The 17,686-nt window shown below is 64.2% G+C and carries 16 protein-coding genes; 8 read left to right on the top strand and 8 right to left on the bottom strand.

What is annotated here, in order from left to right; translation table 11 throughout:
* Positions 1-178: 178 nt before the first annotated feature.
* The 3 genes from BMI87_RS15010 to BMI87_RS15020 all read right to left on the bottom strand — a co-directional run bounded on the left by BMI87_RS15010 (position 179) and on the right by BMI87_RS15020 (position 3,393).
* Complete coding sequence (locus BMI87_RS15010; RefSeq protein WP_075773874.1) at positions 179-511, bottom strand: DUF6280 family protein; 333 nt, start codon at positions 509-511, stop codon at positions 179-181.
* A gap of 399 nt (positions 512-910) precedes the next feature.
* Positions 911-1,642 carry a folate-binding protein YgfZ gene (locus BMI87_RS15015; protein ID WP_078522437.1) on the bottom strand — a complete coding sequence of 244 codons (732 nt, stop codon included), beginning with the start codon at positions 1,640-1,642 and terminating at the stop codon, positions 911-913.
* Positions 1,643-1,692: 50 nt separating this feature from the next.
* Positions 1,693-3,393 (bottom strand): ABC transporter ATP-binding protein, encoded by a 1,701-nt coding sequence (locus BMI87_RS15020; protein ID WP_078522438.1) that lies wholly within the window; start codon positions 3,391-3,393, stop codon positions 1,693-1,695.
* Between the two features lie 196 nt (positions 3,394-3,589).
* Here BMI87_RS15020 and BMI87_RS15025 point away from each other — a divergent pair, with 196 nt between their 5' ends.
* On the top strand, positions 3,590-4,801 hold the full coding sequence (locus BMI87_RS15025) for an alanine--glyoxylate aminotransferase family protein (RefSeq protein ID WP_078522439.1): 1,212 nt from the start codon (positions 3,590-3,592) through the stop codon (positions 4,799-4,801).
* On the opposite strand, the gene BMI87_RS15030 is transcribed toward BMI87_RS15025, so the two are convergent.
* Both BMI87_RS15030 and BMI87_RS15035 read right to left on the bottom strand, forming a co-directional pair.
* On the bottom strand, positions 4,792-4,998 hold the full coding sequence (locus BMI87_RS15030) for a hypothetical protein (RefSeq protein WP_078522440.1): 207 nt from the start codon (positions 4,996-4,998) through the stop codon (positions 4,792-4,794). The two genes, BMI87_RS15025 and BMI87_RS15030, sit on opposite strands and share 10 nt — an antisense overlap.
* Before the next feature lie 135 nt (positions 4,999-5,133).
* Positions 5,134-6,243: a pyridoxal phosphate-dependent aminotransferase gene (locus BMI87_RS15035; protein ID WP_078522441.1), complete on the bottom strand. Its 1,110-nt coding sequence runs from the start codon at positions 6,241-6,243 to the stop codon at positions 5,134-5,136.
* 148 nt (positions 6,244-6,391) lie between these two features.
* On the opposite strand from BMI87_RS15035, the gene BMI87_RS15040 reads away from it, so the two are divergent.
* The gene (locus BMI87_RS15040; RefSeq protein WP_078522442.1) at positions 6,392-7,687 is read left to right on the top strand and encodes an MFS transporter; all 1,296 of its coding nucleotides are present in this window, start codon (positions 6,392-6,394) and stop codon (positions 7,685-7,687) included.
* Positions 7,688-7,876: 189 nt separating this feature from the next.
* Here BMI87_RS15040 and BMI87_RS15045 read toward each other — a convergent pair whose 3' ends face one another.
* Positions 7,877-10,996 (bottom strand): valine--tRNA ligase, encoded by a 3,120-nt coding sequence (locus BMI87_RS15045; RefSeq protein ID WP_078522443.1) that lies wholly within the window; start codon positions 10,994-10,996, stop codon positions 7,877-7,879.
* 190 nt (positions 10,997-11,186) lie between these two features.
* Here BMI87_RS15045 and BMI87_RS15050 point away from each other — a divergent pair, with 190 nt between their 5' ends.
* Positions 11,187-12,407: a DUF2235 domain-containing protein gene (locus BMI87_RS15050; protein ID WP_078522444.1), complete on the top strand. Its 1,221-nt coding sequence runs from the start codon at positions 11,187-11,189 to the stop codon at positions 12,405-12,407.
* On the opposite strand, the gene BMI87_RS15055 is transcribed toward BMI87_RS15050, so the two are convergent.
* Positions 12,309-12,800, bottom strand: coding sequence for a PaaI family thioesterase (locus BMI87_RS15055; protein ID WP_078522445.1), 492 nt, complete (start codon positions 12,798-12,800; stop codon positions 12,309-12,311). The genes BMI87_RS15050 and BMI87_RS15055 overlap by 99 nt on opposite strands.
* A gap of 180 nt (positions 12,801-12,980) precedes the next feature.
* On the opposite strand from BMI87_RS15055, the gene BMI87_RS22175 reads away from it, so the two are divergent.
* On the top strand, positions 12,981-13,367 hold the full coding sequence (locus BMI87_RS22175) for a hypothetical protein (RefSeq protein WP_146681625.1): 387 nt from the start codon (positions 12,981-12,983) through the stop codon (positions 13,365-13,367).
* A 95-nt stretch (positions 13,368-13,462) separates the two neighbouring features.
* On the opposite strand, the gene metF is transcribed toward BMI87_RS22175, so the two are convergent.
* Positions 13,463-14,329 carry a methylenetetrahydrofolate reductase [NAD(P)H] gene (metF, locus tag BMI87_RS15060; protein ID WP_078522446.1) on the bottom strand — a complete coding sequence of 289 codons (867 nt, stop codon included), beginning with the start codon at positions 14,327-14,329 and terminating at the stop codon, positions 13,463-13,465.
* A 93-nt stretch (positions 14,330-14,422) separates the two neighbouring features.
* Between metF and BMI87_RS15065 the strand changes: the two genes are divergently transcribed.
* From BMI87_RS15065 to mscL, 4 genes are all read left to right on the top strand, one after another.
* Positions 14,423-15,328, top strand: a complete 906-nt coding sequence (locus tag BMI87_RS15065; protein ID WP_075773886.1) for a LysR family transcriptional regulator — start codon at positions 14,423-14,425, stop codon at positions 15,326-15,328.
* A 211-nt stretch (positions 15,329-15,539) separates the two neighbouring features.
* Positions 15,540-16,331, top strand: a complete 792-nt coding sequence (locus BMI87_RS15070; RefSeq protein ID WP_078522447.1) for an inositol monophosphatase family protein — start codon at positions 15,540-15,542, stop codon at positions 16,329-16,331.
* Between the two features lie 104 nt (positions 16,332-16,435).
* A complete protein-coding gene (locus BMI87_RS15075) occupies positions 16,436-17,098 on the top strand; it encodes a hypothetical protein (protein ID WP_078522448.1) in 663 nt (220 codons plus the stop codon).
* Positions 17,099-17,211: 113 nt separating this feature from the next.
* The gene (gene mscL / locus BMI87_RS15080) at positions 17,212-17,640 is read left to right on the top strand and encodes a large conductance mechanosensitive channel protein MscL (protein WP_078522449.1); all 429 of its coding nucleotides are present in this window, start codon (positions 17,212-17,214) and stop codon (positions 17,638-17,640) included.
* The last annotated feature ends 46 nt before the right edge of the window (positions 17,641-17,686 follow it).

Raw genomic sequence — 17,686 nt, forward strand, 5'->3', positions numbered from 1 at the left:
GACTTTGCCCTACGCGGTGCGATCATGGCTTACATTGACTGGGAAGCTCTCGCACGGAAGGGAGCGCAAACCGCCCTTCTTGATCGCTGAGAAGAACACGCCCAAGAAATTCAAAACGGCTCGCCCTGTGGGACGCGCCGTTTTGTGTATCCAACTGTCGCCGTGGCGCCTGACAGGATCAGGCGGCTTCGGCCTCGTGCTCGTCCGAAATCGCGGCGAGACGGCGTTCGCTTTCTTCGCGCGACAGGGCGACCGACGTGCGGACACCTTTGCCGACGAATTCCATCAAACCCCGGACGACGCGCTCGTTCGGATCGATGCCGGCGCAGGACAGAACTTCACGACCATCGCGCGAGCGTGCCCAGCGGGCGATCTGCTCGGGACCGTTGCCGTATTTCTTGTCGTCTGCAATCGCATCATCCAGCGCCGCGAGAACCACAGCGGCGAACAGTTTGCGGGCTCGTTGGCCCTGCTCGTAATTGAAGGCCGAGCCGTCAACGAAATCGCGCATTCTTCCGTCCTTTGTTATTGCTCTTGCGTTTCCTGGCGTGAGGGCCATCTAGGCCGTTCGGCCCCCGATTCGATATGCCTTGGGTCACATGGCAGGTATGCGCCTGGCGCATATCACCTTTGCCGTTCACCAAAAGCTAGCCCCCTTACAAGGGATCGCAATGCACGCGAAGTAAGCGTGTGCCGCTGGAATTCAAGGCCGGCTATTTGCGAAGCGCGAACGCACAAAGGCCTAGATGGTCTTCTAAGTGATTGAAATTGCGCTCTATTGATGGCCTTCAGATCGCGCGAATTCGTTCGTATTACGAAGGATTTCTTGCGGTCGTTTCCTCTGCGTCACGATGTTCCGTAAAACGCATGGATGGGGCTTGCGCTTTCCGAAACATTTGATCCTTGCTGGTCATAAATAAGTGACCACCGCGTCACCCGCCGACATCTCGCCCGATGCGCGCCCGAGGCGCAGATAGGCGATCGCGCGATCGCCGGAACGGGTGAAAAGACGCCCGACGCTGCGCCCGTCCGAGGTGATCTCGGTTCCCGGCTCGGCGGGGCCTTTGACATCGACCGTGACGAAGCCTTTGCGCAGCTCGGTCTTGTGCTTCATCCGCGCGGTGACTTCCTGGCCGACATAGCAGCCTTTGCGGAAATCCACGCCGGCCAACCGATCGAACCCGGCCTCGAGGATGAACGTGTCGGGGGTCAGCTCGATACCGGTCTCAGGGATGCAATGCGCAACCCGGATCGCATCCCAATCGGTGCCGTCATCGCCCGCTTCGTCCCCGTAGAGCCGCCAGCCCATGTCGGGATGGCGCGGATCGGCCATTGCGCGCTCGGGCGCGGGCCCGGTACCGCGATAGACCTTCAGATCGGAGGGGGCGATCGCGACATCCGCACGCAGCTTGTACATGCCCAGCCGCTTGATCGTCGCCTCGGCGATGCTGGCGTCGATATCGAGCACGATCGCCTCGCCCCGCGCCAGCAGGAAGAAATCGGCAAGGTATTTGCCCTGCGGCGTCAGCAGGGCGGTATAGACCAGCCCGTCTTTCACGTGGCTCACGTCGTTCGTCACTAGCCCTTGCAGGAAGTGCTCGCGATCCGCACCGGTGATCTCGTAGAGAATGCGCTCGGCCATAGAGGTCTCCTTTCCCCGCCCATGTAGGCAGCCAGGACGGGAATGCCAACTCAATCGAGAAGCTGCATCCGGCAGAGCCCGGCATAGGGCCCGTTCTTGGCCAGCAACTCGTCATGCGTGCCCTGTTCCACGACCTGACCTTCGACCACCACGACGATCTTGTCGGCGTTGCGCACGGTCGACAGGCGGTGGGCGATGACCAGCGTCGTGCGACCCTCGCTCAGGTCGGACAGTGCTTGCGCGACCTTGGCCTCGGAGACAGTGTCGAGCGCGGAGGTCGCCTCGTCGAGCAGCAGGATCGGCGCGTCGCGCAGCACGGCGCGCGCGATGGCGACCCGTTGGCGTTGCCCGCCCGAGAGCGCCGAGCCGCGCGGGCCAGCGCCGGTATTGATGCCGTTTTGCAGAAGGTCGGTGAATTCGGTCACATGGGCCGCTTCGAGCGCGGTCTGGATATGGTCAGGGTCGACCTCCTGCTGCCCGAGCAGAACGTTTTCGCGGATCGTCTCGTCGAACAGCGCGGAATCCTGTGACACCGTCGAGAAATGCTGGCGCAGTTCGGCAAGGCCGAGAGCGTTCAGCGGCGTGCCGCCCAGCGTGATGCGCCCGCTATCGGGATCGACGAGCCGGGTCAGCAGGTTGAACACGGTGGTCTTGCCTGCGCCCGAGGGGCCAACAAGCGCGGTGGTCTGGCCGGGTTCGGCAACGAAACTGAGGCCGCGCAGGACGTGCTTGTCGCCGTAATGCAGATGCACGTCGTCGAATTCGATCCGCGTGGTCTCGGGCAGGGCGGCAGGCTGCGCAGGCGAGGTGATCGCGGGTTGGGTGTCGAACAGGCGATAGATCCGCTCGAGGCTCGCGGCCGCCGTTTGCCACGCACCTGCCGAATTCGCGAGACGGCGCAGCGGCTGGAAGGCCAGCGCCATCGCGGTGAAGAAGGACATGAAATCGCCGACAGAGCGCTCGCCCTCCAGAATCTGCTGGCCGCCGAGGATCAGCACCACGAAGAAGCCGAGACCGGTGATGATGTCGATCATCGCGGGCACGAGGCCCGAGATGAAGGTGGTCTTGATCTGGGCGATGCGGACTTCGTTCACGAGTCGGGCGAAGCGCCCCGCCTGATATTCCTCGATCCCGTTGAGCTTCACGGCGGCGATGCCGTGGAAAACCTCGTCGAGCCGGGTCGCGCGTTCGGAAGAGCTTTCGCGCATCTGGCGTGTCTTGCGGCGGATATAGCGTTGCGCCATCGCGACCGGCAGGATCAGGAGCGGTGCGCCGATCACGGCCCCCAGCGTCCAGCCGGGATCGATGGCAACCGCGACGCCGAACAGCGAAATCAGAGAGACCGCGTCGCGCCCGGTGCTGGAGATGAAGATCTTCCACACGTTCTGCACGGCGGAGGTGTCGCCCTGTACGCGTTCGATCAGCGCGCCGGGCGGGTTGGCCTGATAGAAATGCTGGTCGAGCCGCAGCATGTGCCGGAACAGGTCGATCTGCATATCGCTAGAGGTGCGCAGCGAGACGCTCGTCATCACCGTGCGCGAGGCCACCGAGGTCACGGCGCGGATCAGGAACAGCCCGAAGATCGCGGCGCCGACCCACCAGATCAGATCGCTTTCGCCTTGCACGAAGACCTTGTCGAAGAGCGGCTTGAGCATCCAGCTCAGCGCGCCCAGCGTCGAGCCTTCGATCATAAGAAGCACCATCGACACGCCGATCATTGGCCAGTGCTTGAGCAGATAATCGCGCCACATCCGGCCCGCGAGGTGTTTCGACGTGTAAGGATTTGCAGTCTTGGCCACGAGGCACCATGCGATAGGCGCGCCATTCGGCACGCGGTTAAGCCCGTGAATTACCGCGAGATAGGGGGCACGTGCAAGCCGGGCGCGAGATTGACGCGGCGGGCGGGCGGGATTACCGATTGTCCGTTGTGCCAGACGGAGATACCCGATGAGCCTTGCCCAAGGTCGCCCCTACCTCGCCATTCCCGGCCCCTCGACGATGCCTGACCGTGTTCTGGCCGCGATGCATCGTCCCGCGCCCAATATCTACGAAGGCGAGATCGAGGAGATCGCGGCGCGGGTCGCGGCGAACCTGCGTCGGGTGGCGATGTCCTCGTCCCATGTCGCGATCTATATCGCCAACGGGCACGGCGCTTGGGAGGCGTCGATCTCCAACGTGTTCTCGCGCGGCGACAAGGCGCTGAGCCTCGTGACCGGGCGCTTCGGCAATATCTGGGCGCGCAACGCGGCCACGATGGGCGTGGACGTTCAGCGGCTGGAATTCGGCATCAAGGCACCGGCCGATCCTGCAAAGGTCGAAGAGGCGCTGCGGGCCGACAAGACCCACGAGATCAAGGCCGTGCTGCTCACCCATGTCGATACCGCGACCTCGGTGGTCAACGACGTGCCGGCGATCCGCGCGGCGATCGACGCGGCGGGTCACCCGGCGCTCTTGATGGTCGATTGCATCGCCTCTCTGGGATGCGACGAGTTCCGGATGGACGATTGGGGCGTCGACGTGATGGTCGCCGCCAGCCAGAAGGGCCTGATGGTGCCGCCCGGTCTGGGCTTCGTCTGGTTCTCCGACAAGGCGCTGGCCGCCAGCCGCGAGGCCGATATGGTCACCCCCTATTGGGACTGGCAGCCGCGCGCCTTCCCCGAAATGGTCTATCAGTATTTCGGGGGCACCTCGCCGACCCATCACCTCTTTGGCCTCGATGAATCGCTTAAGATGATCCTCGAGGAAGAGGGGCTGACCCATATCTGGGCGCGTCACGCGACGCTCGCCTCCGCCGTCTGGGCGGCTTTCGAGACCTGGGGGCAGGAGGGCGACATCGCGCTCAACATCGCGAACCCGGCCCATCGCGCCCATTCGGTGACTGCGGCGCGGATCGGAGGCGGTAATGCCCAGCGGCTGCGCAGCTGGTTGGAGCGCGAGGCGGGGGTGACGCTGGGGATCGGGCTCGGGATGGCCGAACCCGGCACGCCCGAGGCCAACGATTTCCTGCGGGTCGCTCATATGGGCCACGTGAACGCCCATATGACGCTGGGCGCGCTGGCGACGATGGAGGCCGGGATGCAGGCGCTGAAAATCCCGCACAACCCCGGCGGCATCGCCGCGGCGGCCGGCGCGATTGCGAAAGGCGCCGGTCAGGCCTGACCGTGACGCTCCAGCCAGTCGGTGAGCTGTTCGACCTCTTCCGAAGCTTCACGCGAGATTTGCGGGGCTTCGGTGCGTGACGTCGAGAGTTTCATCTCGCGGCTGGATTGGGTCATGCCTGCATAAGCGCCGAAGGCCAAGGCAAAGGCCAGCGGGCTAAGCATTGCGATACGGGCGTTGCGAGTCTTGCGGCTCATGGGTCTGCTCCTGTTGTTGAGCAAAACATGGGCGCGCCCCCGAGTCGGCGCAACTCACCTTGCGGCGAGACGCGCCGACGCCGGTGCTTTTTTGCCGATTTGATCGGCGGAATTGTGTCTGAGAGGGCGCGCAGCTCAGCGCGCGCGGGCGGCTTTCAGCGCGTCGGGCAGAGCCGCAGCGAAGGCGTCGAGCTCGGCCTCCGGTCCGACTGAAACCCGGATGCAGCGATTTTGCGGGGCGACGAAAGGCATCCGCACGAACACCGCGCGCGCATCGAGTTCCCGCAGTACAGCCCGCGCGAAATCGCCGTCCTGCCCGCAGTCGACGGCGACGAAATTCGTGGCCGAGGGTAGGGTGCTCAGCCCGTTCTCCCTTGCGATCACGTCGATCCGGTCGCGTGCACCGGCCACCAGCAGGCGCATATAGGCCTGCCACGTTTTGTCCTGCAACGCGGCCAGCGCGCCTGCCTGAGAAATGCGGCACATGCCGAAATGATTGCGGATCTTGTCGAAGGCCGCGATCAGCTCGGGCGCGGCCAAGGCATAGCCCACGCGCGCGCCCGCCAAGCCATGCGCCTTCGAGAAGGTCCGCATCCGGATTACGCGGGGATCGTCGCCGGCGATGCGCGCTTCGGTCCCGTCGTCGGCGAATTCCACATAGGCCTCGTCCAGCACCATCAGCGTGCCCTCGGGCACGGCTTCGATCATCGCCTCGATCGTCTCGCGCGGGTGATGGGTGCCCATCGGATTGTCGGGATTGGCGATATAGACGAGCTTCGCGCCCACCTCCGCTGCCTTCGCGATCAGCGCCTGCGGGTCTTCGTGGTCATCGGCATAGGGCACTTTGTGCAGCACCCCGCCAAAGCCTGCGACGTGGTAGTTGAAGGTCGGATAGGCCCCGTCCGAGGTGACGACAGGGTCGCCGGGTTCGATCACCAGACGGCACAGATAGCCCAGGAGCCCGTCGATCCCTTCACCGACCAGCACATTCTCGACCGCGACACCGTGATGCTCGGCAATCGCCGTGCGCAGCTCGAAACTGGTCGAGTCGCCGTATTTCCAGACATCGCCTGCCGCCGCCGCCATCGCGGCAATCGCGCGCGGCGAGGGGCCGAAGCCGTTTTCATTCGCACCCAGCCGCGCGGCGAAGCGGCGGCCGGCAAGGCGCTCGTGTTCCTCGGGCCCGACGAAGGGCACGGTGGCGGGAAGGCTGTCGATCAGGCGGGTATATCGGGGTCCGGTCATGGCTACAGGCGTAAGCGCAAAGCGGTCATGCGGCAAGAGGGCGCTTCAATAGGTAGCGAGGGAAGCCGGAACACCGGAACCGGGGACTAGGCTAAGGGCTTGTCCCGGCGTAATCTTTAAAAATCACATATGTTTGGGAAGCCAGCCGATGAGCGCCAGCGACACCTCTTTCTCCACCTCCCTGTTCGAGACGCTGACAGGGGACCGCCCGGGAAATGTGAAGGAGTTGAGCGAGAGCGCCGCCGAGCACGAACCCGGCAGTTTCCTGCGCCATGTCGGCTCGTTGTCGATGACGAAGCTCGCCGACGGGCTGATCGATCCGAAACTGGTGTTGAGCTGGCTGATGCAGGCGGTGGGCGCGCCCGCCGCGCTGGTCAGCTGGCTGGTGCCGGTGCGCGAGGCGGGCTCTCTGTTGCCGCAGCTGTTCACCGCGCCGCATGTCCGCCAGATGCCGCAGCGCAAATGGGCCTGGGCGGCGGGGAGCTTGATCCAGGGGCTGGCGGCGGCTGCGATCGTGGTGATCGCGCTGACGATGCAGGGGATGGCCGCGGGGCTTGCGATGCTGGTTACGCTGGGCGTGCTGGCGATTGCGCGCTCGCTGTCCTCGGTGAGCTACAAGGATGTGCTGGGAAAGACCGTGGACCGGACGCGGCGCGGCACGACGACCGGGATCGCGACGAGCGTCTCGGCCGCCGGGGTGATCCTGTTCGCGATCATCCTGATGACCGGCGTGGTGGAGCGGATGAGCCTCGTGATCGGGGCGATCTCGCTGGCCGCCGTGCTCTGGGTCGCAGCGGCGGCGCTGTTCTCGACGCTGACGGAAGAAGACCAGCCGGGCGAGGATAAGGCCAGCATCGGCCTGTCCGAGTTGAGCCTGCTGTGGAACGACGCCGATCTGGGCAAGTTTGTGATCGCGCGGGTGCTGCTGCTGCCGACCGCGCTCGCGCCGCCCTATATCGTGCTGCTCGCGGCCCAGGCGGGCGATAACCGGTTCGGCGCCCTGGGGGCGATGGTGCTGGCCTCGGCGCTGGCCTCGCTGGTGAGCTCCTATATCTGGGGGCGGCTCGCGGATCGGTCCTCGCGCAAGGTTCTGATCTTCACCGGGCTGGTCGCAGCCGCGTTTCTGGCGCTGGCGGTGGTGCTGGGCTGGTCGGGGCTGATGGGCACGATCTGGGCATCGCCGGTGGCGCTGTTCGGGCTGATGATCGGCTATCAAGGGGTGCGGCTGGGCCGCTCGACCTATCTGGTGGATATGTCGCCCAGGGATGACCGCGCGGCCTATACAGCGGTGTCGAATACGACCGTGGGGGTGATGCTGCTGGCCTTCGGGGCGGCAAGTTCGGCGCTCGCGATGGCGGGGCCGGAAATGGTGCTGATCGTCTATGCGGGGATCTGCGTGGTCGCCTCGGGCGTGGCCTTCACGATGAAGGAAGTGTCGGATTAAGGCCTCCGTTCAGCTCATGGCACGGGGCGAGCAGCCCCGGGCCGCGCCCGACCCTCCCCCCGGGAGGGCGCATTGCGATATCGCGCGCGCTCATCCGTCGTTCGGGCTTGTGAGATAAAGTGCGGACCTCACATGTTGAGCCGCGCCCACCCGAGGGTCAGGCGCGGCCCTGATCGCTAAAGGCCTCGCTCAGCCCATCTCGGCCAGACGCGCCACGGCCTGACGCACTTTCTCGGCCTCTTCCTCGGCGCGGGCGAGGTTCTCGCGGGTTTCCACGACGACCTCGGGATCGGCATTGGCGATGAATTTCGGATTGTTCAGACGGCCCTTCATGCCGCCGATTTCCTTCTCCATCTTGCCCAGAGCCTTCTCCAGACGCGCCTTCTCCTTGGCGATGTCGATCACGCCTTCCAGCGGCAACCCGAACAGCGCGCCCTGCGCCGGGATCGAGATCGCCCCTTTCGGGATCGGTGCCTCGGTGATGCTCTCGATGCGCGCCAGCTTGAAGATCAGCGCCTCGTTATTGGCGAGCGCCGCGCGCGCGGCGTCATCGGCCTCGGCCAGAACCATCGGCAGCTTCAGACCCACCGGGACACCCATCTGCGTGCGCGACGACCGGATCGCCTCGATCAGGTCGATCACCCAGTTCATCTCGCGGTCGGCGGCCTCGTCCACCAGATCGGCGGCTTTGTACTCCGGCCAATCGGCATGGACGAGCATCTTCGCGCGGTCGCCCTGCGGCGCGGTCAACTCCCACAGCTCTTCGGTGATGAAGGGCATGATCGGGTGCAGCAGCGTGTAGCACTGATCGAGCACCCAGCGCATCGTGGCGCGGGTTTCCTCCGCATGCTCGCCGTCGAACAGCGGCTTGGCGAACTCGACATACCAGTCGCAGACCTTGCCCCAGACGAAGCCGTAAAGCCCCAGCGCCGCGTCGTTGAAGCGATAGGCGGCGAAGGCTTCGTCCACCTGCTCGCGGATCTTCGCGGTCTCGCCGATGATCCAGCGGTTCACCGTGTGGGTGGGCTGCGGAATCTCGGTCACGACCGGGCCGTCGAACACGCCGTTCATCTCGGCGAAGCGCGTCGCGTTCCAGATCTTCGTGCCGAAGTTCCGGTAGCCCTTGATGCGCTCTTCCGAGAGCTTCAGCACGCCGCCCATCGCCGCCATCGCGGTATTGGTGAAGCGCAGCGCATCCGCGCCGTAAGCGTCGATGATCTCGAGCGGGTCGATCACGTTGCCCGTCGTTTTCGACATCTTCTTGCCCTTCTCGTCGCGGACGAGCTGGTGCAGGTAGACGGTGTGGAAAGGCACCTGATCCATGACGGCCAGCTGCATCATCATCATCCGCGCCACCCAGAAGAACAGGATGTCGAAGCCGGTCACGAGGACATCGGTCGGGAAATACTTGCGCATCTCCTCGGTATCCTCGGGCCAGCCGAGCGTGCCGATCGGCCAGAGCCCCGACGAGAACCAGGTGTCGAGGACATCGGCATCGCGCCAGACCGGGTAGACGAGCTGCGTCGGATCCTCGGTCATCTCGTATTGCGCGAGGCTCGCGGCCAGCACTTCGATCGCCTTGTGGCGGTCTTCCACCTCGACGATGCGCGCCACGTTCAGCGGCGTTGGCAGCTCGGCATTCTGCGCCTTGAACCAGCCGATGACGCTCTCGAAATCGGAGGCGCAGTGGTAGCGGTCGTCGCGATGCACCATTTTGGTCTCGACGAGCAGACGGCCCATCTCCACGAGGTCGATCGTGCCGTCGCCCTCGTCATCGCGGAAATCGGGCGCGTCCATATCCAGACCGTACCAGACCGGGATCTGGTGACCCCACCAGAGCTGGCGCGAGATGCACCACGGCTCGATGTTTTCCAGCCAGTGGAAATAGGTCTTCTCGCCGGCCTCGGGCATGATCACCGTGTCGCCGTTGCGCACCGCATCCAGCGCCTTGCCCACGATCTTCTCGGCATCGACGAACCACTGATCGGTCAGCATCGGCTCGATCACCACTTTCGAGCGATCGCCGAAGGGCTGCATGATAGGCTTGTCTTCGACATACGGAACGGTGGTTTCCGTCTCGTTGCCGTCTTCGTCGGTGACGGTCTTCGTGATCGTCACCGCGAGGCCTTCGTCGGTGATCTGACGGATCACGGCCTCACGCGCCTCGAACCGGTCGAGCCCGCGCAGTTCCTCGGGCACGAGGTTGAGCGCATCGATCTCGGCCTCGGTGAACTCGGCCCCTTTCGAGATGTCCATCGCGCGGGCCGCGCATTCCTCGTAGGACAGCCCGTCGGCGCGCATCGCGCCCTTGGTGTCCATCAGGCGATACATCGGAATGCCGCCGCGCTTGGCGACCATGTAGTCGTTGAAGTCATGCGCGCCGGTGATCTTCACCGCGCCCGAGCCGAATTCGGGATCGGGGTATTGATCGGTGATGATCGGGATCAGGCGGCGATGCTCTTTCGGGCCCACCGGAATCTCGCAGAGCTTGCCGACGATCGGCGCGTAACGCTCATCCGAGGGATGAACCGCAACCGCACCGTCGCCGAGCATCGTCTCGGGGCGGGTGGTCGCGATCGAGATGTAATCGCGCTCTTCGGTGAAGAGGACATTCCCGTCCTCGTCCTTCTCGACATAGGTGTAGGTTTCACCGCCTGCGAGCGGGTATTTGAAGTGCCACATGTGACCGGCGACTTCGATATTCTCCACCTCGAGGTCGGAGATCGCGGTCTCGAAATGGGGATCCCAGTTCACCAGCCGCTTGCCGCGATAGATCAGGCCCTTCTCGTACATGTCGACGAAGACCTTGATCACGGCGTCATGGAAATTGCCCTCGTTGCCCTCCGGCGCACCGGGCGCACCCGACATCGTAAAGGCGTTGCGCGACCAGTCGCAGCTCGAGCCCAGACGCTTGAGCTGGTTGATGATGGTCGAGCCGTATTCGCCCTTCCACTCCCAGACCTTCTCGAGGAATTTCTCGCGGCCCAGCTCCACACGCTTGGGCTGCTGGGTCTTGGCCAGTTCCTTCTCGACCATCAGCTGGGTCGCGATGCCCGCATGGTCCTGACCCGGCTGCCAGAGCGTGTCGAAACCGCGCATCCGGTGCCAGCGCACGAGGATATCCTGCACGGTGTTGTTGAAGGCGTGGCCCACATGCAGCGCGCCCGTCACGTTGGGCGGCGGGATCATCACGCAGAAGGTCTCGTCGCGCGATGCGTTGGCCCCGGCCTTGAAGGCTCCGGCCTCTTCCCATTTCGCGTAGATCCGCGGCTCGGCGCTCGCGGCATCGAAAGTCTTGTCCATCGTCATGTCAGGCATCCTTGGCTCGGCTTGAGGGCTGTTTAGCCCGCGCAGGCGGCAAGGAAAACCCCGTGCGCGCCGGTCCAAAAAGCGCGGCGGGCACGATCGGGTCAACAAACTGCCGCGATTGCCCCTGAAGATAAGAGAAACTTATCCTACATTGGATAGTATAAGCCCAACTTATCTGAGGAGCGCTGATATGCGCGGTCTCTTCGAGCGTGTGATCTCTGCCTTGCGTCGCCGCAGCCCGGAACGGGCCGAGGCGCGCGCGGCAGCTGGTGCGGGCCGCGGGCCGGTGGATCATGTCGTGCTGCTCGACGGGACGCTCGGCTCGCTGCGGCCCGACCGCCTCACCTCGATTGGGCTGATCTATCGCTTCCTGCGCCGGGCCGCGCCGAAAGTGTCGGTCTATTACGGGCGCGGGCTGCGCTGGCGGGACTGGCACGACATGTCGGACGTCTGGTTCGGCTGGGGCGTGAACCAGCAGATCTCACGCGCCTATGGCTGGCTCGCGATGCGCTACCGTCCGGGCGACCGGATTTTCCTGATCGGCTATTCTCGGGGCGCCTTCGCGGCGCGCTCGCTCGCCGGGATGATCGGGCGGATCGGTCTCTTGCGTCCGGAACATGCGATCGAGCGGAACACCCGCCTCGCCTGGCGCCATTACGAGGAAGAGACGCCCGCGGACATCCTGCAAAGCTTTCGCAACAGCCTGTGCCACGAGAATGTCGAGATCGAGATGGTCGGCGCGTTCGACACGGTGCAGGCGCTGGGCATCCGCGTGCCGTTCTTCTGGATCGTCAGCGAAGAGCGCGTGCGGTTTCACGACCACCACCTGAGCGATCATGTGCGCCACGGGTTTCAGGCGCTCGCGCTCGACGAGCGGCGCTCGGTGCTGGAGCCGTTGGTCTGGGAAAGCGACGAGGGGGCTTCGGAGGCAGCGCCTCCCGCGACCCGGATCGAGCAGCGCTGGTTTCGCGGTGCGCATGGCGATATCGGCGGGATGTTGGGCCATTTCGGCGATGCCCGGCCGCTCGCCAATATTCCGCTCGTGTGGATGCTGGAACGCGCCGAGTCGCTGGGCCTGAGCCTGCCGCCCGGCTGGCAGGCGGAGTTCCCGCGCGATCCGAATGCGCCATCCGTCGGCACATGGACCGGATGGAGCAAGCTGTTCTGGCTGCGTGCGCCGCGTGTCGTGGGGCGCGATCCTTCTGAGGGGCTGCATGAGAGCGTCGTCTTGCCCGAAGGCTCGCGCGCGATTTTCCGACCGCGCATCCTGCGCCCCGAAATTCGCCGCCTCGCGCGCGGCTCCGCCCCTGCCTCAGATATCGGGCGTCATGACGAAACAGGTGGCGGTGCCGGTCGCGTAGAGGCGTCCATCCTCGGCGCCCCGGATCTCACCCCGCGCGACGCCGGTTGACCGCCCGATATGATCGAGCTGGCCCACGCCGATCACCTCGGTGCCGGGCTTGATCGCGCGGATCAGGTTCACCTTGAATTCGAGCGTCGTCTGCGTCTGACCCTTCTTCAGCCCGGTGATCACCGAGCAGGTCATCACCGTATCGAGCATCATCGCATACCAGCCGCCGTGAATGCCGCCATAGCCGTTGGTCTGCGGATGGCCCGGCGTGCCGCGACAGGTGACGCGGCCTTCCTCGGCCTCGGTGATCCGATAGGCCATCAGCTTCTGCACGGTGGGGGAGGGGACGTCGCCGGTGACCATCTTGCGGACGTAGTCTAGCCCCGACATCGAGAGGACCTCCTCGAGCGGGAGGAAATCGTCGGGTCCTTCGGCAAAATACTGGTCGGGCATCTTTGGTTCCTTTTCCGGGGCAGGAATTGGGGAAGATAGAGCGCTTCCGATCGCGCCGAAAGTCGGCATCTTCTGTTCCCATTTGTTGGAGGTACAAAATGCAGTGTCGCAAGGGAGAAAAGAGCCGAATTATTGCCACATTATTCCTCCAATGATCTTCGCATCACTGAAGGAGAGATTATGCTTGAGAAAACCTTTTCGGCGGTTTCCGCTCTATTACTTGGTTTCTTGCCCTGTGCTTTGTATGCAGATGAGCCCTACATGCCATACATGGATCCTGAGGGCGCTAGCCCTCGAGAAATTATCTGCCGTATCGCGGATCATGGCAAAATCTATCACAATGGAACTTGTTATTTTCAAGCTCGGGAACAGGGTTCGTTCACCATCGTGACGGGGAACGCGAAATACGCAGCTTCTGTCGATCTCGTTGACCGGGAGCACGCTTTGGGTCTCTGGACCGAAGAAGCTTACGCTAGCCACATGCACGGTCGACTGCACGAGTTAAATCGTTCTCACGGGGACCGTGCATGTTGGGAGGATGACGAACTTTCAATCTGCGCTTGGTGAGTTCCGCAAAACTGAAACCGCACACCCGCCTCGCCACCGTAAAAGAAAAAAGGGGCCCAGCCGGGCCCCTTCGTTCAATCCGCTCAAACGCCCTTTCAGGCCACTTTCTCCAGCACCGTATCGGGCGTCACACCCAGCGCGTGGCAGACGTCGCGGGTCAGGCCGGGGCGGTTGAGCGTGTAGAAATGCAGGTCTTCCACGCCGCCCTCGATCAGTTTGTCGCACAACTCGGTGCACAGCGCGGTCGCCAGAAGATGCTCGCGCCCGTCGCGGATCGCGGCCTCGAAGGCTTCCTCGACCCATGCGGGGATGGAGGTGCCGCAGCTTTGCGCGAATTTCTTGGCACCTTTCCACGACTGGATCGGCAGGATGCCGGGGATGATCTTCGCGTCGATCCCTTCCTTCTCGCAGGCGTCGCGGAAGCGGAAGAAGGTCTCGGGCTCGAAGAAGAACTGCGTGATCGCCGAGGTCGCACCCGCCTCGACCTTGCGCTTGAGCCAGCGCACGTCGGCCATATTGTCGGCGGCGTCGGGATGCGGCTCGGGATAGGCGCCCGCGCGGATCGTGAAGCGGCCATCCTCGGCCAGCGCCTCGATCAGCTCGACCGAAGAGGCGAAGCCCTCGGGATGCGGCGTGAAATGCTTGGCGCCCTGCGGCGGATCGCCCCGGAGCGCCACGATCTCGGTCACGCCGACCTCGGCATAGGCGTCCACGATCTCCATCGTCTCGGCCTTGGTCGCTTCCACGCAGGTCAGGTGCGCGGCGACATTGAGGCCGTAATTCTTGTGGATCGTGCCGACCGCCTCATGGGTCAGCTTGCGCGTCGTGCCACCCGCCCCGTAGGTCACGGAGGTGAACTCGGGTTTCAGCGGTGCCAGAACCTGCGCGGTTTCCCACAGCCGGAACGACGCATCGAGCGTCTTCGGCGGGAAAAATTCGAAGCTGACCTTGGGCGTCGTCATGGGAATCTATCCTTTCGTTCGCTCTCTTGTGCCAGATCGGGCTTTGTGAGACAAACTCATAATCTTCAAAATCGTTATGAGTGTAACAACAAGATGCATCTCGAGTTCCGTCACCTGCGCACAATCAAGGCGATTCACGATGCCGGGGGGCTCGCGAAGGCAGCGGACGTGCTGCACATAACACAATCCGCGCTGTCGCACCAAATCAAAGGGCTCGAGGACCAGACCGGGGTGGAGCTGTTCGTGCGTCGCTCGAAGCCGCTGAAGCTGTCGGCGGCGGGGCAGAAGCTGCTGCGGCTGGCCGAACGCATCCTGCCCGAGATCGCCGCGACAGAGGCCGAGTTCGACGCGTTGCGGTCGGGCCGCGCGGGGCGCCTGCACATCGCTATCGAGTGCCATGCCTGTTTCGACTGGCTGTTCCCGGTATTGGAGCGCTTCCGCCACGCCTGGCCCGATATCGACGTGGATATCCGGCCCGGTCTGGCCTTCAACGCTTTGCCCGCGCTGAGCCGCGAAGAGGTCGATCTGGTGATCTCCTCGGATCCCGAGAAGATCGACGGCGTCACTTTCAACCCGCTCTTCGACTACGCGCCGACCTTCATCGCCGCCGCGAATTCGCCGCTGGCCGCGAAACCCTATATAGAGGCGCAGGATTTCGCGGATCAGACGCTGATCACCTATCCGATCGACCGGGGCCGCTCGGACATCTTCACGCAGCTTTTGACGCCTGCCCGGGTCGAACCGAAAGCCGTGCGGCAGGTGGAGCTGACCGCGGTGATCCTGATGCTGGTCGCCTCGAATCGCGGCGTGGCGGTGCTGCCCGACTGGGTGCTGCGCGAGGTGAAATACCAACCCGACTACATCACCAAGCCGGTGACCGAACACGGGCTGACCAAGCGGCTCTATGCCGCGACGCGCTCCGAGGACGCGACGCAGCCCTTCATGGCGCATTTCCTGCGGCTTGCGCGCACCGAGCCGGTGAAGCTGCAACGCGCCTGAGCCTTCTTCTCGACCGAAATATCCCGGGGGGTGAGGCGGAAAATGGCGGCCTTCCAGTGGAAGGTCGCTCCGCCGAACGCCCGGAGCGCAAGCGAAGGGCCGGCAGCGAGCGGGGCAGAGCCCCTCCTCAGTTTGCCTGACGCGCCAAAGGTCTTGGATTTTCCACGCAACCCCTGTAAGGCGACCGCTTGAAACGCGAAGGAGCCCAGAGATGCAAGGCAGCGCAAACCTCAACCTGATGATCAAGGCCGCCCGCAAGGCAGGCCGCTCGCTGGTCAAGGATTTCCGCGAGGTCGAGAACCTTCAGGTCTCCTCGAAGGGCCCGGGTGATTTCGTCTCGAAGGCCGACCGCGAATCCGAGAAGATCATCAAGGACGAGCTGCGCGGGGCGCGCCCCTCCTATGGCTGGATCGGCGAGGAAACCGGCGAAGAGGCGGGCGACGACCCGACCCGCCGCTGGATCGTCGACCCGCTCGACGGCACCACGAACTTCCTGCACGGCCTGCCGCATTGGGCGATCTCGATCGCGCTGGAGCATAAGGGCGAAATCATCGCAGCCGTGGTCTTCGACGCGGCGAAAGACGAGATGTATTTCGCCGAGAAGGGCCTCGGCGCTTTCATGAACGACACCCGTCTGCGCGTATCGGGCCGTCACAAGATGATCGAATCGGTCTTCGCGACCGGCGTGCCCTTCGGCGGCAAATCGACGCTTCCGGCGACGCTGAAGGACCTTGCCAAGCTGATGCCGCAATGCGCGGGTGTCCGGCGCTGGGGTGCGGCTTCGCTCGATCTGGCCTATGTCGCGGCGGGCCGCTACGAGGGCTATTGGGAGCGCGGGCTGAACGCGTGGGACGTGGCTGCGGGCATGCTCCTCGTGAAGGAAGCGGGCGGTTTCGTGGAAGCCGTGCGCGAAGGTCGCGGCGTTCTCGAATCGGGCTCGGTGATCGCGTCGAATGCCGAAATGTTCCCGGCCCTCACGAAGGCGCTTCGGTCAAACGACTGATAAATCTTTGAAATTTAGATGTGGCGGCGAAAGGCGGACGAAGGTTCACCTTTCGTTCATTCCGTTGTGCCAGCCTGATGCGGTTACCAGAAAGGGATGCCGCCATGGTTGGACAGGAATACGGAGCTACGTCGATCGCGCTTGAACAGCGTGCGTTGACTGCGCTGCACGGGCCGGGCGATTGCGCCGTCGACCGCGCGTTGGAAGAGTTGCGGCAGGCGGTCTCCGATCTCGCCTTTGCCGAGGCGGCCGACCTGATCGCACGTCACCGGGTCGCGGTCTTGGACGAGATGATTTCGGGTTGCTTTGAGGATGCGGAAACGGCCGAGCCGGACACGGCAGCGGCCCTGCGCGTAGCGGCCGAAGGGCTGCAGGAAGAGCGCGCGACTCTGGCGGAGACGTTGCCGCTCGAGCTTTCCCTGCGCGCCGATCAGCGCGACGCGGCCTGCGAGCGCATCCGCGCCGCACAACGCCGCCTGCGCAACATTTCCCAGATGCCAGACCATTTCGGCTGTGCCTGCGCGTGTGGCCGCGCTGGGGCAGGGCCGTGCGAGGACGCGGCGGATCAGATCCAGCAGGCGCTGCGTTTCGATGCGGAAGCCATCGCCGATATCGCCCGGCAGGAGGCGCGCGCACGTCTCAGCGACGGCTTCGCGGCCTTGCCGGTCGCCTCGCCTCTCTCGCCTCGCCGCGGCGGTGATACTGGGACCACGGCGGCACAGGTCGCCCGCCGCCTTGTCGAGGATGCGCGCCGGAGACTTTGCTGAGCCGCGATCCCATCTTGATACGGCCAGCTATGCCCTGCGTTGGAGGCTATGCAGACCCGAAGATCGTGCTAGCCTGTTGCGGCGCAAAAGGCGCATCGGAAAGAGGGTCTGAAATGATTCAGGAATTCAAGGATTTCATCGCCAAGGGCAATGTCATGGACATGGCGGTTGGTATCATCATCGGCGCGGCCTTCACTGCGATCGTCACGTCGCTCGTCGGCGACATCATCAACCCGATCATCGGCCTGTTCACGGGCGGGGTCGATTTCACCAATAATTATGCCGTGCTCTCCGGCGAGGTTCCCGCGGGGGCAAGCCTTGACGAGGCGCGCAAATCGGGGGCGTCGGTCTTCGCCTATGGTGCCTTCGTGATGGCAGTGATCAACTTCCTCATCATCGCGTTCGTCGTCTTCATGCTGGTGAAGATGGTCAATCGCGTGAAGGCCGCGGCGGAGAAGCCCGACGATGTCGCGCCCGCGGTGGAAACCGGGCCGAGCCAGCTCGACGTGCTGCTCGAGATTCGCGACGCGCTTCGGAAGTGACGGCGCGGGGCGTCTCAGGCAGACGTCGCCGGCAGATATGAGAACG

Origin of the sequence: Thioclava sp. F28-4, assembly GCF_002020045.1 — a bacterium.
Lineage (GTDB): Bacteria > Pseudomonadota > Alphaproteobacteria > Rhodobacterales > Rhodobacteraceae > Thioclava > Thioclava sediminum.

Bases quoted from the DNA above. Each gene is read 5' to 3' on its own strand.
- BMI87_RS15010 (WP_075773874.1), bottom strand. From the start codon at position 511: ATGCGCGATTTCGTTGACGGCTCGGCCTTCAATTACGAGCAGGGCCAA.
- BMI87_RS15015 (WP_078522437.1), bottom strand. From the start codon at position 1,642: ATGGCCGAGCGCATTCTCTACGAGATCACCGGTGCGGATCGCGAGCAC.
- BMI87_RS15020 (WP_078522438.1), bottom strand. From the start codon at position 3,393: ATGTGGCGCGATTATCTGCTCAAGCACTGGCCAATGATCGGCGTGTCG.
- BMI87_RS15025 (WP_078522439.1), top strand. From the start codon at position 3,590: ATGAGCCTTGCCCAAGGTCGCCCCTACCTCGCCATTCCCGGCCCCTCG.
- BMI87_RS15030 (WP_078522440.1), bottom strand. From the start codon at position 4,998: ATGAGCCGCAAGACTCGCAACGCCCGTATCGCAATGCTTAGCCCGCTG.
- BMI87_RS15035 (WP_078522441.1), bottom strand. From the start codon at position 6,243: ATGACCGGACCCCGATATACCCGCCTGATCGACAGCCTTCCCGCCACC.
- BMI87_RS15040 (WP_078522442.1), top strand. From the start codon at position 6,392: ATGAGCGCCAGCGACACCTCTTTCTCCACCTCCCTGTTCGAGACGCTG.
- BMI87_RS15045 (WP_078522443.1), bottom strand. From the start codon at position 10,996: ATGACGATGGACAAGACTTTCGATGCCGCGAGCGCCGAGCCGCGGATC.
- BMI87_RS15050 (WP_078522444.1), top strand. From the start codon at position 11,187: ATGCGCGGTCTCTTCGAGCGTGTGATCTCTGCCTTGCGTCGCCGCAGC.
- BMI87_RS15055 (WP_078522445.1), bottom strand. From the start codon at position 12,800: ATGCCCGACCAGTATTTTGCCGAAGGACCCGACGATTTCCTCCCGCTC.
- BMI87_RS22175 (WP_146681625.1), top strand. From the start codon at position 12,981: ATGCTTGAGAAAACCTTTTCGGCGGTTTCCGCTCTATTACTTGGTTTC.
- metF (WP_078522446.1), bottom strand. From the start codon at position 14,329: ATGACGACGCCCAAGGTCAGCTTCGAATTTTTCCCGCCGAAGACGCTC.
- BMI87_RS15065 (WP_075773886.1), top strand. From the start codon at position 14,423: ATGCATCTCGAGTTCCGTCACCTGCGCACAATCAAGGCGATTCACGAT.
- BMI87_RS15070 (WP_078522447.1), top strand. From the start codon at position 15,540: ATGCAAGGCAGCGCAAACCTCAACCTGATGATCAAGGCCGCCCGCAAG.
- BMI87_RS15075 (WP_078522448.1), top strand. From the start codon at position 16,436: ATGGTTGGACAGGAATACGGAGCTACGTCGATCGCGCTTGAACAGCGT.
- mscL (WP_078522449.1), top strand. From the start codon at position 17,212: ATGATTCAGGAATTCAAGGATTTCATCGCCAAGGGCAATGTCATGGAC.